The sequence below is a fragment of the Allostigmatella hybrida genome (genome assembly GCF_020103775.1).
GTDB lineage: Bacteria > Myxococcota > Myxococcia > Myxococcales > Myxococcaceae > Hyalangium > Hyalangium aurantiaca.
The window spans coordinates 89,377-106,127 of record NZ_JAHXBH010000021.1 but is presented as its reverse complement, the minus strand read 5'-3'; the positions used below and the strand labels follow the sequence as shown (position 1 = coordinate 106,127).

Here is a 16,751-nt window from a genome sequence, read left to right as displayed (position 1 = left end):
GCGTGCTCACCTCGGTCCGCCGCCGCGAGCACCACCGCCGCCCGCGCCCGGAATCACCCCGCCGGCCCGCTGCCGGAACCGGTCCAGGTCCTTCTGCTGCTGTTGCTGCATCTGGGCCGCGGAGACCTGGAGCACCTGCTCGCCGCCCTCCAGGCCGCTGACCACCTCCGTGTACTCCCAGTCGCTCAGGCCCAGGGTGACGCGCCGGGCGCGCAGCCCCCCGGGCTCCTGGAGGAAGACGACGCCGAAGCGCGTGTCCCCCGTTCCCCGCTGCCTCCCACCGCCCCGGCCCGCGGGGGCCGTGCCGCCGTCCGCCGCGCCGCCTTCCGCCGGGCTCCCACCCATCGCCAGATTCTCACCCGGCGTGCCCCCATCCGGGCCCGCGTCCGCGTCCGGAGGAGGGGACTCGCCACGGGGACGGCCGCCCTGGAGCTCCGCGCGCACCGCCGCCGGGTCCAGGCCCAGCAGGGTGGCCGTGGCCGCCGCCTGCCGGCCCTCCACCACGGAGGTGGTGGGCACGGTCACGACGTTGCGGCGGCTGGAGATCTCGATGGCCACCTCGGCGTTCATGCCGGGCTTGAGCAGCCCCTCGGGGTTCTTCAGGCGGATGAGCACCGGGAACAGGGTGACGTTCTGCTCCACCACCGCCTGCGGCTCGACCTTCACCACGTTGCCCGAGAAGGTGCGGCCCGGATAGGCCTCCAGCGTCACCCGGGCGGTCTGATTGGGGTAGATCTTCCCGATGTCCGTCTCGTCGATCTTCGCGCGCACCTGCATCTCCGACAGGTCCGCCATGGTGAAGAGCGTCGTGCCGCCGGACACGTTGGAGGTCGCCGAGGCGATGATCTGCCCGGGCTCCACGCTGCGCGACAGGATGGTGCCGCCGATGGGGGCGCGGATCGTCACGTCCTGCCGGCGCTCCCGGGCCAGTTGGAGGTTCGTCTGGGTGCGGACCTGGGTGGCGCGCGCGGTGGCCGCCGAGTTGATCGCCGCCTCGTACTCCTGCTGGGTGACGACGCCCGAGGCGCGCAGGGCCTCCATCCGCTCCCGCTGGGCCGTCACGGTGGACAGCGCCACCCGGGCCGACTCCAGGTCCGCCTCGGCCTGCGTCAGGGCGTTCTGCACGTCGCGGGGATCGATCTCGGCGAGGAGCGTGCCTTGCTCCGCGCGCTGGCCCGTCTCGAAGAGGACGCGGAGCACCTCGCCGGAGGCCTTGGACTTCACCTCCACCACGCGGATGGGCTCCAGGAGCCCGGAGGCCTCGGCGACCACCTCCAGGTTCCGGCGCTCGGCCACCGTGGTGGGCAGGGTGCTGCCCGGGGCGGGCTTGGGCGAGCGGCTCCGCACGAAGTACACGCCCGCGCCCACCAGGGCGAGCACTGCAACGGCAAGGATGACCTTCTTCAACGCGCTCACTGCGTCCTCCGGTTGTCCCGTTCGATGACGCCATCCTTCAGATAGAGGATGCGCTTGGCGTGTTCCGCGATGTCCGGCTCGTGGGTGACCAGCATGAGGGTCTGCCCCTGGGTGTGCAGCTCTCCAAAGAGGGCCATGATCTCTTCTCCCGTCTTGCTGTCGAGCGCGCCCGTGGGCTCGTCCGCCAGCAGCAGGGCCGGCTGGGTGACGAGCGCGCGGGCAATGGCCACGCGCTGGCGCTGGCCACCGGACAGCTCGTTGGGGCGGTGGTCCTTGCGGGCCCCCAGGCCCACCCGGTCCAGCATCATCGCGGCGCGCTCGCGCCGGATGCGCTTCTTCACGCCCGAGTACACGAGCGGCAGCGCCACGTTGTCCAGCGCGCTGGCGCGCGGCAGCAGGTTGAAGCTCTGGAAGACGAAGCCGATCTCCCGGTTGCGGATCCGCGCCAGCTGCGACTCGTCCATGCCGGCCACCGGCTGGCCGTTGAGCCAGTACTGGCCTCCGCTGGGGATGTCGAGGCAGCCGATGAGGTTCATGAAGGTGGACTTGCCCGAGCCAGACGGGCCCATGACGGCCACATATTCATTGCGCCGGATTTCCAGGTTCACCCCCCGCAGGGCGTGCACCGTCTCCGAGCCCACCCGGTAGTTCTTGCTCAGGGCCTCCACCCGGATGACCACGTCCTCCAGGGGCCGTCCGCCCGAAGGGGGCGCGTTCGCCGTGTCCGGGGCGCTCACAGCTTCCTCCCGGCGATGGACTCGAGCTCTGCGCGGGACTGCTGGTAGTCGAAGCGCAGGCCCACGAGGTTGTTCTGGGCCTCGATGAGGGCCGTCTGCGAGGTGAGCAGCTCCAGGATGGTGGTGGCCCCCAGGCGGTAGCGCTCCTGCTGGACGCGCAGGTCCTCCTGGGCCACCTCCACCGCTTGCCGGGACAGCACGACGCGCTCCTCGGCGAGCTGGAGCTGGTTCAGCACGCGCTCGGTCTCGGTCCGCACCGCGTGCTGGGCATCCGCGAGCTGGGACTGGGCCACCTCCGCCTGCGTCCGCGCGCGCACCTTGCCCTCGTCCCGCACGAAGCCATCGAAGAGGGGGTAGGAGAGGCCCAGCCGCACGGACCAGCTCGTCCGGCCCCCGGTGATCGCGATGTCCTCGTTGAACCAGTTGTAGCCCGCGGACAGGCCCACCGAGGGCAGGTACTGGGCCTTCGCCGAGCGGATGCCCGCCTCCGCGGAGGCGACGGCGGCTTCCGCGGAGCGCACCGCGGGGGCCTTCGCCAGCAGGACGTTGACCAGCTCCTCGCGCGAGATGGTGAGCGGCACGGGCTGGATGGGGGTGTCCGTGGAGGGGGCCACGGGCTGCTCCAGCCCCGTGAGCCGGCCCAGGCTCAGGGCCGCCGCGTAGCGCTGGCTCTCCTGTTGGAGCAGGGTGCCGCGCGCGGTGTTGAGCTCGAGCTGGGCCCGGAGCACATCGGAGCGGGTCGCCGAGCCGACGGCCAGCCGGCGCTCGGCGGCGGTGATGCCCTGCTGGGCCAGCTCGATGCGCGAGCGCGTCACCGCCATCAATTCATCGGCGCGCAGGGCCTCGAAGAAGGCGCTCTGGACGGAGAGCGACACGCTGAAGCGCTGGGTGGTGAGCTGGGCCTCCGCGGACTGGAACTCCGCCTGGGCCTGCTGCCGCGCGGCGCTGCGCCGGCCGCCGGTGAACACGTCCCACGAGGCCGAGAGCCCCGCGCTGTAGGAGTCATTGGAGCCCGAGACGATGGTGCCCGTGTCGGGGTTGAGGCGATCGCTGCTGGAGAGCGTGCCGTTGGCGCTCGCGGACAGGCTGGGCAGGTAGGCGCCGAAGGCGCTCCGCTCGGAGGCCCGGGCGTTGCGGATGGAGCCCGCCGCCTGGACCACCTGCGGGTTCTGCTTGAGCGCCCGCTCGATCGCCTCCTCCAGCGTCATGCGGACCCAGGCGGGCTCGGCGGGTGAAGGCGCCGACGCTGGCGCCTGTGGCTGTGCCCAGCCAGTCCCTGGGAGCGCCAGGACGAGAAACCCCGAGGCCAGAAGCGTCAGTCCGCAGCGATGTCGCCAGGTGCGTGAAGAGGGCATGTCCGATCCGGGGTTGCAGGTACCACAGGAGCAGAACCCCGCTGAGGCCGAAAGATTAAGTCTCCCCCTGCAGAAACCCGGGGCCGCCGTGATTTATGGTGGCACCATGGATGACCTTCTGCGCTTCCTGCTCACCGCCCCGCTGCCTACGGCGCCTCTGGAATCCGTGGAGGACTGGTGGCCCCGGCACCACGGCATCGCCGCGCGCTTCCCCGTGGCGGTGGACATGGCGTTCGCGGGGGGCTTCCTGTCGGACCGGCTCGCGTTCGCCTTTGCCTCGGGTTACCAGGCAGCCCTCCGGGCCTTGTGGCCCGAGCTCCCGGCGGATTGCCGCGCGGCGCTCTGCGCCACGGAGGCGGGCGGGGGCCACCCGGCGGCGATCCAGACCCGCCTGGTGCCGGGCGAGGGGGGAGGGCCGGGGCGCCTGACGGGGGAGAAGCTGTTCGTCACCCTGGGCACCGCGGCGGACGTGCTCCTCGTGGTGGCCAGCGAGGGCCAGGACGCGCAGGGCCGCAACCGGCTACGGGTGGTGAAGGTGGACGCGCGGCGCGAGGGAGTCCAGTTCCAGGCCCTGCCGCCGCTGCCCTTCGCCCCCGAGCTGCCCCACGCGGCGGTCCAGCTGGCGTCCGTGGCGGTGCTCCCCGGCGAGGTGTTGCCCGGCGATGGCTACGTGAACTACCTCAAGCCCTTCCGCACGGTGGAGGACTGCCACGTCCAGGCCGCCTTGCTCGGGTGGTTGCTCCAGGTGTCCCGCCGCGCGGACTGGCCCGGGCCCGTGCGGGACGAGGTGCTCGCCGTCGCCGTGGCGCTCCGGGCGCTGGCCCTGGAGGACCCCGCCTCCGAGGCCGTGCACGTGGCGCTCGGCGGGGTGCTCGACCTGAGCCAGCGGCTCCTGGACGGACTGGAGCGCTGGTGGCCCTCCGTGGACCCCGCCACCCGCGAGCGCTGGGAGCGGGACCGGAAGCTGCTCACCCTCGCGGGCAAGGCCCGCGCGAAGCGGCGCGAGGTGGCCCGGCAACGGCTCGGGGGAGGGGAGGCTCAGTAGCGCCCACCGCCCACCGCGCTCACGATGGCCGACAGGATGCGGTTCTCCACGCCCCACACGGCCTTGTTCATGCCCTTGATGCCCGCGCCGCGCAGGTAGTCGGTGAAGTCGTGCAGCGCCGTGGAGCGCTGCATGCCGGCGCCCTCCGCCGCGTACAGCAGCGGGGTGCCGGGCGCGCCCGTGAGGCCCAGGTCCGGGCACACCTCGGAGAGCTGCTTCGGATCCAGGCCCGTGGCCGAGGCGAGCATCGCCACGGTGAACTTGTGCACGTCCAGCTCCCGGGCGTTGGGCACCTTCTTCAGCACCTTGGCGCGGTCCTCGGGGCTGGTGGCCAGCTGCTCCAGCTTCACCTGGGTGATGGCGAGCAGCTGCTCGTTCGACACGTGCTTGTTGTCCAGGATGGCCCGGGTGAAGAGGCTCTCGATGGTGTCGCCCTTGAGCTGGATGCCCGCGGCGTCCGAGCCGCGCATGCGCGAAATCATCCCCGCGATGGCCTTGCCCACCGGGGTGTCCGGCCCGCCGCGCCAGGCGCCCGGGATGGGCTTGGCCGCCGCGGCCTGAGCCACCGGCGCCTCGAAGCTGCTGCGCTGCACCTGCGCCACCGTGTTGGCCGCCTTCACGGAGGCGGCAGCCGCCGGGGCGCGGGCCTCGGCGCGCGGCGCGCTCGTGGGGGACGGAAAGGCGGACGGGCGGCGGCCAATGGGCTCCATGAATGGCTCCTCGGGGGCGGGCCCTCCCCGGAAATGGGAAGAGACACTCGGAGCATTATCTGACAGTCTCCCTGAAAGTTGCATGCCCGCCTTTCCCTCCGAGTTCGCTGATCTGCTCACCCCCCGGGGGCTCCGGATTCTCAAAGGACGAGACGCCGAGGCCTGTGGCGCGCTGCTCCAGGTGCCGCCCCGGCGCTTCCTCTCGCTCACGGACGTCATCCAGGTGAAGAAGGCGGTGGCGTGCCGCGCCGCGCTGGAGGCGGCGCTCCAGGACTCGCTCGTGGAGATGGAGGACCCCATCCCCCCGGAGAGCATCCTGGGCATGACGGAGAACTACGCGGAGCTTCTGCCCAAGACGGTGCGGGTGCGCACCGCGCTGCTGGAGAGCCGCCGCTCCCGGTCCTGGCGCGCCGCCGAGCAGGTGGGGCTCACCACCATGCTCCGCTCGGAGAGCTTCGCCGCCTTCGCCGCCGCGGTGAGCGGCCGCGCGCTGCGGCGCAAGTGGGGCATCCAGGTGCTGTGCTACGGGCCCGGGGACTACTCGGGGCCCCACAATGACCACCACCCGGAGGACCTGGAGGCCCGGGATGGGTACGTGGACATGCACATCTCCCTGGCCACCCCGGCCGTGGCGCACCAGTGGCTCGTCTACGCCCAGGGGGGGCACTTCACCCAGATGGTCCCGGTGAACACCGTGGGCGGGGTGACGGTGTACCGGCTGCCGTTCTGGCACTACACCACGCCGCTGATGGCCCGCCCGGGGCAGGCCGAGGCCGCCCGGCGCTGGGTGTTGCTCGGCACCTTCCTGGATGCGCCCCGGGCGCCTGCCCGCGCGAAGACACTGGGACGGCCCTGAAGCGGTGCTAGCCTGGGGCGCGATGAGTTCGACCGACGCCGGCGCCCCCGCTCAGGATCTCCTCTCTTATATCGATGCTTCCCCCACGCCGTACCACGCGGTGCGCGAGACGGCCCGCCGCCTCTCGCAGCAGGGCTACCGCGCGCTCGACGAGGGCGAGCCGTGGACGCTCCAGCCCGGGGACCGGGTGTTCGTCATCCGCGGGGGCACGAGCATCGCCGCGTTCCACCTGGGCACCCAGCCCGTGGACCGCGCCGGGTTCCGGCTGGTGGGCTCGCACACGGACTCGCCCAACCTGCGCCTCAAGCCCAACGCGGCCGTGGCGCGCAATGGCTACCACCAGCTCGGCGTGGAGGTGTACGGCGGCGTGCTGCTGAGCACCTGGATGGACCGGGACTTGTCCCTGGCCGGGCGGGTGCTCCTGCACGCGGGGGGCAAGCCCCAGCCGCACCTGGTGGACTTCCGCAGGCCGCTGCTGCGCGTGCCCAACCTGGCCATCCACCTCAACCGGACCGTCAACAGCGAGGGGCTCAAGCTCAACGCCCAGGAGCACCTGGTGCCGGTGCTCGGCCTGGAGCGCCACGGCCCCGCGGAGCTGCGCGCCCTGCTCGTGGCGGAGCTGGCGCGCGCGAGCGTGCGCGCGGAGGTGGGAGACATCCTCGGCTATGATTTGTGTCTCTACGATACACAGCCCTCGACGCGCTCGGGCGCCCAGGGCGAGTTCGTCCACGCGCCGCGCCTGGACAACCTGGCCAGTTGTTACTCGGGGCTCTCCGCGCTGCTGGCCATGAACGGGGCCGCCGAGGCCACCTGCGGCATCGTCCTGTATGACCACGAGGAGGTGGGCAGCCGCAGCGCCCAGGGCGCCGACGGCTCCTTCCTTCGCGACTGCCTGCAGCGGCTCGTGCTGGGGCTCGGCGATGGCCGTCCGGATGCCATCCACCGCGCCATCCACCATTCCTACCTGGTGTCCTCGGACATGGCGCACGCGGTGCACCCGAACTACGCCTCGATGCACGAGCCGAAGCACCAGCCGCTCATGGGCGGCGGGCCCGTCATCAAGTCCAACGTGAACCAGTCCTACGCCACGGACGGTGAATCGTGGGCGTACTTCGCGGCGCTGTGCCGGGACGCGGGGGTGGCCGCGCAGCACTTCGTCACGCGCACGGACCTGGGGTGCGGCAGCACCATCGGGCCCATCACCGCCTCGGTGCTGGGCATGCGCACGGTGGACGTGGGCAGCCCCATGCTGTCCATGCACTCCATCCGCGAGATGGCCGCGGCCTCGGATATCGCGGACATGATTCGCGTGCTCTCGCGCCTGTTTTCCTGAGCGAGTCCCGACAATCGGGAGAGACCTCTCAGGTCAGATCCAGGAGCGGCGTGAAATGCACGCCGCGAGTTGACGGAACAATCACGTCACGTTCACAATGTGTTGGGTTCCAGACAATTCACCATCCAGGAGCGCGGCGTGAGAGCAGGAGTACTGACTGCAAGTCTGTTGGCGGTGTTGTGCCTTGGTAGCGGGTGTTCCTCCAGCACGTGCGAGTCGGTTTGCGAGGACGCCAACGCGTGTGAAGTGAACGAGCGGCCCGCGGACGTCGAGTGCACGCCGTACTGCGAGGACGTCGAGGCCTTCCAGGCGCGCGCGGTGCAGGCGGGGCAGGAGGACTGCAACGGGCTTTTCGAGGCGCACCTGGACTGCTGGGAGAGCAACGCCTCTCAGATTTGCAGCAAGGAGTTCACGGGGTGCACCGAGGCGGCCACGGCCTGGCGCAACTGCATGGGGACGTATTGCAAGACCGACGCGGGCAAGACCGACGTGAACTGCTCCGGCGGCAATACCCGGCTGCTGCCGTTCTAGGCCCTCCCCCGTTTCCAACCCCTTTCTCCGACTTCACCCCGTAGGGAAACGCTCAGATGCCATCCACCCCCAGAAACACCGCTCTGGTCCTGGCCGTGCTCGTCAACGGCTCCGCAGGAATCGCCGCCGCGCAGGAGGCCACGCCGCCGGCGCCCGCCGCCGCGCAGGCGCCCGCCACCGCTCCGGCCCCGGCCAACGTGCCCCAGGAGCCGCCTCCGGCGCCTTCGCCCACGCAGGCCGCGCCGGGCCCCGCGCCCACGGCCCTTCCGCCTTCGGATGCCCCCGTGGCGCCGGCGGCCCCGGCCGCCCCGGCGGCTCCGGCCGCCCCCGCGGCGCGTCCTTCGCGCCCCGCGGCCCCGCAGCCCGCCGCCCAGGAGCCGCCTCCCGAGGAGTACGTGGAGGAGATCGTCGTCACCGGCTCGCGCATCCCGCGCAAGGAGCTGACCACGGCGGCCCCCGTCACGGTGCTCGACAAGGCGCAGATCGAAGCGACGGGCCGCACCACCATCGCCGAGATTCTCCAGAACCTCCCCGAGCAGTCCAACGCCATCAACACCCAGTACAACAACGGTGGTGACGGCTCCTCGCGCGTGAACCTGCGCGGCATCGGCGCCTCGCGCACCCTGGTGCTCCTCAACGGGCGCCGCCACGTGGCGGGCGGCACCGGCGCGAACTCCTCGGTGGACCTGAACGCCATCCCCACGGTGGCCATCCAGCGCATCGAGGTCCTCAAGGACGGTGGCTCGGCGGTCTACGGCTCGGATGCCATCGGCGGCGTGGTGAACATCATCACCCGGCAGGACTACTCCGGCACCGAGCTGCGCGCCTTCACCGGCGTGTCGGGCAAGGGCGACGGCCTGCTCTACGACTTGAGCCTCACGACGGGCCAGAGCACCGAGCGCGGCAACATCCTGTTCTCCGCGGGCTACTACACGCAGAAGGACGTGTTCGCCGGGGACCGCGACTACAGCCTGTATGACCGGGCGTACAACTTCAACAACCGGCGCATCACCACCTCGGGCAGCACGACGACGCCCCAGGGCGCCATCATCGAGGACTCGCGCGACACGGGCGCGGGCAACGAGGCCTGGGAGCGGCTGATCTCCAGCGGCTCGGGCGCGTACTACCGGGGCGCGGATGGGTGGCGGGACTTCGACACCACGGGCGTCCAGGACGCGGGCGGAGACCTGTTCAACTACCAGCCCGACAACTACCTGGTGACGCCCTCGGAGCGTGCCCACGTGTACGCCAACGGCGGCCTGCGCCTGGGGGGGCAGACGCGCGCCTTCTTCGAGGCCACGTACGTCAACCGCCAGTCGAGCCAGCAGCTCGCCTCCGAGCCGCTCAACACGGTGGGCGAGGGCGTCGTCGTCTCCGCGGACAACGTCTACAACCCGTTCAACCGCGACTTCAACGACGTGCGCCGGCGCCTGAACGAGTTCGGTACCCGCGGCTACGAGCAGGACATCAACACCTTCCGCGTCGTCACCGGCCTGCAGGGCAAGCTGCCCGAGGGGCTGGGCTTCCTGGAGGGCTGGGGCTGGGAGGCCTCCTTCAACCACGGCCGCACCACGGGCGTGGAGCTCAAGGAGGGCAACCTGCGCCTGAGCCGGCTGCAGTCCGCCCTGGGCCCGAGCTTCATCGATCCCGCCACGGGCGCCGCGGTGTGCGGCACCGCGGATGCGCCCATCGACGGGTGCGTGCCGCTGAACCTGTTCGGCGGCGAGGGCACCATCACCCCGGAGATGCGCGACTACCTGAGCTACCGGGGCACCCGGCGCGGCAACACCCAGCAGACGGTGCTCGCGGCGAACGTGGGCGGTGAGCTGTTCCGCCTGTTCCCGTCGGCGCGCGCCCTGGGGCTCGCCGTGGGCTACGAGCACCGCCGCGAGGCCGGCTCCAACATCCCGGATCCGCTGACCAACTCGGGCGACACCACGGGCAACAAGGTCGCCGCCACCGAGGGCAGCTACTACATCAACGAGGGCTACGCGGAGCTGTCGATTCCCGTGCTCGGCGGGACGAACCCCGAGACGGGCGACGCCTTCGACATCTGGGAAGTGTCCGGCGCGGCGCGGGCCTTCAACTACAACACGTTCGGTTCGGGGGCGACCTACAAGATTGGCACCCGCGTGAGCCCCATTCCGGACTTCACCCTGCGCTCCACGTACTCCACGGCCTTCCGCGCGCCGGCGGTGAACGAGCTCTACCTGGGCAGCACCGACAGCTTCGATGACGTGGTGGACCCCTGCTCGGAGCGTGCGCCGGGCACGGAGATCGACCGCCGCTGCACCGCGGCCGGCGTGCCGGCGGACTTCGAGGACGCCCGCTCGCAGCAGCGCGCCGTCGTGGGCGGTAACCGGGACCTGGAGCCCGAGACGGCGAAGATCTTCACGGTGGGCGCGGTGTTCCAGCCCCGCTGGGTGAAGGACGTGACGGCCACGGTGGACTACTACCTGGTGGACGTGGACGAGGCGATCCAGTCGGTGGGCACCAGCGTCATCCTGAACAACTGCTACACGAACGGCACGTACTGCGACCGCATCGTCCGTCTGCCGGGCGGCCTCATCGACACCATCTCGAACCCCCTGTCCAACGTGGGTGGCAACACCACCTCCGGCATCGACATCTCGCTGCGCTACCAGCCGCAGACGCCGTACGGCCGCTTCGGCTTCGGCATCGACGCGACGTACCTGGCGAAGTTCGAGCAGGAGCTGTCGGACGGCACCGTCATCAGCGGCAAGGACAACTACGACCTGGAGCTGGTGCTGCCCAACTGGAAGGCCAACTTCGGCGTGAACTGGGCGATGGACCCCATCTCCGCGGGCGTCAACCTGCGCTGGCTCAACGGCTACAAGGAGTGCCAGTCCAACGCCTGCGACGTGGAGGAGGGTGCCCCCACGCCGCTGTCGCGTGACGTGTCCTCCTACTACACGGTGGACCTCAACGCCGCGTACACGTGGATGACGGGCGTGGGCAACACCACCGCGCAGCTCGGTGTGAACAACGTCCTCAACCGCGCCCCGCCCCGCCTGTACGCCGGCTTCCTCGCGGACTCGGACGCCTCCACGTACGACTACATGGGCCGCTACTTCTACGCCCGCCTGTCGCACGAGTTCTACTGAGTCTCAGAAGGTCTGAAACACCCGGGGGCCGTCACGGATGCCGTGGCGGCCCCCGCCGTTTTGCGGGCCTGGGGGCGGCCGGCCAGGCGGGCCCTGCTCACTGCTGAATCCAACCTGATGGATATGCTTGGCGAGGGCCAATCCGGCCGTTAAGGAAGCGGCCCCCATGCATAAAACGCACCTCGTCGGCGCCCGCACCCACAACCTCCAGTCGCTCTCGGTGGACTTCGCCGAGGGGGAGTTCGTCTGCATCACTGGCGTTTCCGGCGCGGGCAAGTCCAGCCTGGCCCTGGACACGCTGTATGCGGAAGGGCAGCGGCGCTTCGTCGAGAGCTTCAGCCCGTATGCCCGCCAGTTCCTCGAGCGGCTGGAGCGGCCCCCCATGGAGCTGCTGGAGCCCGTGGCGGCCGGGGTGGCGGTGGACCGGCGCGCGCCGGTGAAGAGCTCCCGCTCCACGGTGGCCACCCTGGCGGACGTGGAGGCGTACCTGTCGGCCCTCTTCACCCGCGAGGCCCTGCCGGTGTGCCCGGACTGCGGCGTGGAGGCGGTGCGAACCGATGCGCGGGCCGCCGCCCAGGCGCTCCTCGCCGCCCACCCGGAGGCCCCCGTGCTGCTCGCCTGGCCGGTGCGCATCGCGGGCACCGCCGAGTACTTGGATGTCCGCGCCCACCTGCTCAAGGAGGGCTACCACCGGCTGGTGGTGCAGGGCGAGGTGCGGGAGCTGGAGACGCTGCGGCCGGCCGAGGCCACGGACTCGGCGGGCGTGGCGCACGTGCTGGCGGACCGCGTGAAGCTCTCCGGCGCGCAGCTCTCGCGCGTCACCCAGGCCCTGGAGGATGCGTGGGCCCGGAGCGAGGGCGAGGCCGTGGCGTTCCTGCCCGGGGGCGTTACCCAGCGCCTTCGCCGGGGGCTCGTGTGTCCGAAGTGCGCGCGGGAGTTCGAGCCCGCCCGGCCCGGACTCTTCAGCTACCAGTCTCCCACGGGCGCCTGTGCCACCTGCCGGGGCTTCGGGCGCACCATCGGCATCGACTGGGACAAGGTCATCCCCAACCCCGCGCTGAGCCTCGCGCAGGGGGCCATCCGCCCCTGGTCGGGCAAGACGTCCGAGTGGGAGCGCGGCATGCTCCTGCGCTACGCGCAGCAGAAGGGCATTCCGCTGGACCGGCCGTGGGCCCAGCTCACCCCCGTGCAGCGCGAGCAGGTGTTGCAGGGCGAGGGGGATTACCAGGGCGGCCGCGTGTACCCCGGCGTGCGCGCGTGGTTCCGGTGGATGGAGAGCCGCACGTACAAGATGCACGTGCGCGTGCTGCTGTCGCGCTACCGGGCCTACTCCCTGTGTGAGACGTGCCACGGGGCGCGGCTGAACGCGCAGGCCCGCGCCTACCGGGTGGGCGGGTTGGACCTGTCCGCCTGGCACCGGCTGGAGCTGTCCGATGCGTGCGAGCGCCTGGAGGCCCTGCGCACCACCACCGGCCAGGGCGAGCTGGCGCGGCGGGAGCTGGCCAACCGCCTGCGCTACCTGCTGCGCGTGGGGCTGGGCTACCTCACGCTGGACCGGCCCGCGCGCACGCTCTCGGGCGGCGAGGCGCAGCGCGTGTCCCTCACGGCCGCGCTGGGCACCTCGCTCACCGGGGCCCTCTTCGTGCTGGATGAGCCCACCGTGGGCCTGCACCCCAGCGACGTGGTGCCCCTCACCGAGGCGATGGCGGAGCTGGCCGACCGGGGCAACGTCACCCTCGTCATCGAGCAGGATGCCCACGTCATCCGCTCCGCGCACCGCGTGCTGGAATTGGGCCCCGGGGCGGGGCGGCACGGCGGACAGCTCTGTTTTGATGGGACGCCGGAGGCGCTCGCCCAGCGCGCGGACCTGCCCACCGGGCAGTTGCTCGCGGGCACGCATGCGGTGCCCCGGACGCCCCGCTCGCGCACGGCGGAGCTGCGCGTGCGCGGGGCCAAGAGCCACAACCTCCAGGGGCTCTCCGTGAGCGTGCCGCTCGGGGTGCTGTGCACCATTACCGGCCCCAGTGGCTCCGGGAAGAGCACGCTGATGGACGAGGTGCTGTACCGGCACCTGGCGCGTCGGCTGGGGGAGAAGGACGTGGAGGCGCCCGGCGAGGTGGAGGCGCTGGAGGGCGCCGAGGCCGTGCAGGCCATCACCTTCGTGGACCAGTCCCCGCTGGGGCGCACCTCGCGCGGCAATGCCGCCACCTACACCAAGGCGTGGGACCGGCTGCGCGAGCGCTTCGCCGCCGAGCCCGACGCGGAGGTGCGGGGGCTGACCTCCGCCCACTTCTCCTTCAACGTGGACAAGGGCCGCTGCGAGGCGTGCTCGGGCGAGGGCTACGAGACGGTCGAGATGCAGTTCCTGGCCGATGTGGCCCTGCGCTGCCCCGTCTGCCGGGGCCGCCGCTTCAAGGAGGAGGTGCTGGCCGTCCAGCACCAGGGCTTCAGCGTGGCTCAGGTGCTGGAGCTGACGGTGGACGAGGTGCTCAAGCACTTCGGTGCGGACACCGTGCTGCGGCGCACCCTGGGGCCCGTGGCGCAGCTCGGCCTGGGGTACCTGGCGCTGGGCCAGCCGCTCTCCACGCTGTCCGGGGGCGAGGCCCAGCGGCTGAAGCTCGCCCGCGCCCTGGCGGGGGACACCGAGGGCGCGCTCTTCCTCATCGACGAGCCCAGCGCGGGCCTGCACGAGACGGATGTCCGCCACGTGCTCGCCGCCCTGCATGCGCTCGTGGAGAAGGGGGCCAGCGTCATCGTCGTGGACCATGACCTGTCCGTCATGCGCGGCTCGGATTGGATCATCGACCTGGGGCCGGGCGGAGGGCGGCATGGTGGCCGGTGGGTGGCCGAGGGCACCCCGGAGCAGGTGGCCCGGGCCCAGGGCCGGACCGCGGAGGCGCTGCGGGCCCCCGCGGCCGTGTCCCGCCGGCCGGTGAAGCGCCGGGGCCCGGGCACGGCGGCCCCCGCCATCGAGGTGGAGCACGCGCGCGAGCACAACCTCCAGGATGTCTCCTGCCGGATTCCGCTGGGGAAGATGACCGTGGTGACGGGGCCGAGCGGCTCGGGCAAGAGCTCGCTGGCGTTCGACGTGGTGTTCGCCGAGGGCCAGCGCCGCTTCCTGGAGACGCTCACGCCCTACGCGCGGCAGTTCCTGCCCACCATGCCCCGGCCGGACGTGGAGCGCATCAGCAGCATTCCGCCCACGGTGGCGCTGGAGCAGCGCACCTCCCGGGCGGGGGCCACGAGCACCGTGGCCACCGTCACCGAGGTGGCCCACTACCTGCGCCTGCTGTTCGCCAAGCTGGGCCAGCCGCACTGCCCGAACGATGACGCGCCCATCGCCTCCACCACCCCGGACGCGCTCTATGCGCAGCTCTCCGCGATGAAGGGGGATGGCACGGTGCTCTCCCCGGCGGTCCGCGCGCGCAAGGGCACGTACCTGGATCTCTTCAATGCCGCGTCCCGCGCGGGCATCCCCACCGCCATCGTGGATGGCGAGGTGGCCGCCACGGACAGCCCGCCCCGGCTGGCCAAGACGCGCGAGCACGACATCGATCTCGTCATGTACGAGGGCAAGCTCGCGAAGCTGCCCCGGGCGGTGTTCGACCGGGCGCTGAGCTGGGGGCAGGGAGCCCTGAAGGTGCGTGGCGGCAAGGGCGAGACGCTGCTGTCCACCGAGCGCACCTGCCCCCGGTGTGGCACGGCGGTGCCGGAGCTGGATCCGCGCTGGTTCTCCTTCAACACGAAGCAGGGCCGCTGCGAGGCGTGCGAGGGCACGGGCGTGGAGGGCGGCTCCGAGGCCATCGCGGAGGGACGGACCTCGCCGTGCCGGACGTGCCAGGGCTCGCGGCTGGCGCCGGTGCCTCGCGCGGTGCGGCTGGAGGGCGCGCGCTACCACGAGGTGGTGGACGTGTCCGTCACCGCCGCGCTGGCCCGGGTGCAGGGGTGGAAGTTCCGGGGGGACCGGGCGCTCATCGGCGAGCCCTCGCGGCAGGAGCTGGTGCGCCGGTTGGAGTTCCTGGAGCGGGTGGGGCTGGGCTACCTCTCGCTGGACCGTGCCGCCGCGACGCTGTCGGGCGGGGAGATGCAGCGGCTGCGGCTGTCCGCGCAGCTGGGCGCGGGGCTCACGGGCGCGCTGTATGTGCTGGATGAGCCCACCATTGGCCTGCACCCCCGGGACACCCACCGGCTGCTGGCCAACCTGCGGGCGCTCGTGGACACCGGCTCGACGGTGCTGGTGGTGGAGCACGACACGGACACGATCCGTGCGGCGGACCACCTGATCGACCTGGGGCCTACGGGGGGACGGGGCGGCGGGCGCATCCTCGCGGAGGGGCCTCCGGAGGACGTGCTCCAGCGGGAGGACTCGCCCACGGCCAAGGCGCTCCAGGCCTCTCAGGTCCGCCCGCCCTCGGGGCGCGGGGCCCCGGAGCGGTGGCTGGAGCTGAAGGGGGCCCGGGCGCACAACCTGAAGCGCGTGGACCTGCGGCTGCCGGTGGGAAGGCTCAATGTGGTGTCGGGCGTGTCGGGCTCGGGTAAGAGCACCCTCATCCGCCAGGTGCTCTACCCAGCCATGCGCGAGGCACTGGGGCTGGTGGGGACGAAGCCGGGGCCGTTCGAGGCGCTGAAGGGCGTGGAGGCGTTCTCCCGGGTGATGGCCGTGGACCAGTCTCCGATTGGACGTACGCCCCGCTCGGTGCCGGCGACGTTCCTGGGCATCTGGGACGAGCTGCGCCGGACCTTCGCGGCCACGCCGGAGGCGAAGGTGCGGGGCTTCGGTCCCACGCGCTTCTCCTTCAACTCGGCCTCGGGCGGACGGTGCACGGCCTGCGAGGGGCAGGGCGCCATCTCTCATGAGATGTCGTTCCTTCCGGACGTGGTGACGCCGTGTGAGGCGTGCGGCGGGGCCCGGTTCGATGCGGCCACGCTGGAGGTGCGCTACCACGGCCTCACCATTGGCGAGGTGCTGCGCCTGTCCGCGGACGAGGCGAAGGAGGTGTTCCGGGCACTGCCGAAGGTGGCCGCGCCGCTGGAGTGCCTCTCGGACCTCGGGGTGGGGTACCTGCAACTGGGGCAGGGCTCCAACACGCTCTCGGGCGGAGAGGCTCAGCGGTTGAAGCTCGCGGCGGAGCTGACCGCCACCGCGCGCCATGAGCCCACGTTGTACGTGCTGGACGAGCCGACCACGGGGCTGCACCTGGGCGATGTGGAGCGGCTCATCACGTTCCTGGGGCGGCTGGTGGACCGGGGGGACACGCTCGTTGTGATTGAGCACCACCCGTCAGTCATTGCCGCGGCGGACCACGTGGTGGAACTGGGGCCCGAGGGAGGCGAGGCCGGAGGCCGCATCGTGGCGGAGGGCACGCCGCGTGAGGTGGCGAAAGAGAAGACCGCCACCGGGCGGGTGCTCAAGTCCCTGTTCTCCGGAACGGAGGAGCGGGTTCCCAAAGTGGCGCGGACGCGCTGAGCGATGGTCTCCGCTGGTCAATAGCGGACGACTATCTCTCTTCGGAGCGGTGCCGTCGTCGGCGCGCGGGTGCACGCCTGCGCGCGGGTTGGACATTGCTTGCCGTAATCCCAGGATGTCGGGCTCAAGTGCTAATTCTGGTCTCGTGCTTCCCCTGTGAGGAAGCCAGTCTGGAG

General features: G+C 71.6%; 10 protein-coding genes. 6 read left to right on the top strand and 4 right to left on the bottom strand.

Annotation, left to right across the window (positions count from 1 at the left end; genetic code table 11):
* Positions 1-6: 6 nt before the first annotated feature.
* Genes KY661_RS26410 through KY661_RS26400 form a run of 3 tightly spaced genes read right to left on the bottom strand, consistent with a single transcriptional unit; the run spans position 7 to position 3,361 of the window.
* Positions 7-1,416 (bottom strand): efflux RND transporter periplasmic adaptor subunit, encoded by a 1,410-nt coding sequence (locus KY661_RS26410; RefSeq protein ID WP_225412857.1) that lies wholly within the window; start codon positions 1,414-1,416, stop codon positions 7-9.
* Positions 1,413-2,153 carry an ABC transporter ATP-binding protein gene (locus KY661_RS26405; protein ID WP_317987303.1) on the bottom strand — a complete coding sequence of 247 codons (741 nt, stop codon included), beginning with the start codon at positions 2,151-2,153 and terminating at the stop codon, positions 1,413-1,415. The genes KY661_RS26410 and KY661_RS26405 overlap by 4 nt, the downstream gene beginning before the upstream one ends.
* Entirely contained in the window at positions 2,150-3,361 is a 1,212-nt protein-coding gene (locus KY661_RS26400; protein WP_225412856.1) for a TolC family protein, read from the bottom strand. Before KY661_RS26400 ends, KY661_RS26405 begins: the two co-directional genes overlap by 4 nt.
* A 253-nt stretch (positions 3,362-3,614) precedes the next feature.
* Here KY661_RS26400 and KY661_RS26395 point away from each other — a divergent pair, with 253 nt between their 5' ends.
* On the top strand, positions 3,615-4,553 hold the full coding sequence (locus tag KY661_RS26395) for an acyl-CoA dehydrogenase family protein (protein ID WP_225412855.1): 939 nt from the start codon (positions 3,615-3,617) through the stop codon (positions 4,551-4,553).
* Here the strand turns inward: KY661_RS26395 and KY661_RS26390 are convergent.
* Complete coding sequence (locus KY661_RS26390; protein ID WP_225412854.1) at positions 4,547-5,263, bottom strand: hypothetical protein; 717 nt, start codon at positions 5,261-5,263, stop codon at positions 4,547-4,549. The genes KY661_RS26395 and KY661_RS26390 overlap by 7 nt on opposite strands.
* 82 nt (positions 5,264-5,345) lie before the next feature.
* On the opposite strand from KY661_RS26390, the gene KY661_RS26385 reads away from it, so the two are divergent.
* The 5 genes from KY661_RS26385 to uvrA all read left to right on the top strand — a co-directional run bounded on the left by KY661_RS26385 (position 5,346) and on the right by uvrA (position 16,575).
* The gene (locus KY661_RS26385; protein WP_075004895.1) at positions 5,346-6,119 is read left to right on the top strand and encodes a hypothetical protein; all 774 of its coding nucleotides are present in this window, start codon (positions 5,346-5,348) and stop codon (positions 6,117-6,119) included.
* A gap of 22 nt (positions 6,120-6,141) precedes the next feature.
* Positions 6,142-7,452, top strand: a complete 1,311-nt coding sequence (locus KY661_RS26380) for a M18 family aminopeptidase (RefSeq protein WP_225412853.1) — start codon at positions 6,142-6,144, stop codon at positions 7,450-7,452.
* A 246-nt stretch (positions 7,453-7,698) separates the two neighbouring features.
* The gene (locus tag KY661_RS26375) at positions 7,699-7,983 is read left to right on the top strand and encodes a hypothetical protein (protein WP_143101283.1); all 285 of its coding nucleotides are present in this window, start codon (positions 7,699-7,701) and stop codon (positions 7,981-7,983) included.
* Between the two features lie 56 nt (positions 7,984-8,039).
* Entirely contained in the window at positions 8,040-11,108 is a 3,069-nt protein-coding gene (locus KY661_RS26370) for a TonB-dependent receptor plug domain-containing protein (RefSeq protein WP_225412852.1), read from the top strand.
* A gap of 166 nt (positions 11,109-11,274) precedes the next feature.
* Positions 11,275-16,575, top strand: a complete 5,301-nt coding sequence (gene uvrA, locus KY661_RS26365; protein WP_225412851.1) for an excinuclease ABC subunit UvrA — start codon at positions 11,275-11,277, stop codon at positions 16,573-16,575.
* Positions 16,576-16,751: the final 176 nt, after the last annotated feature.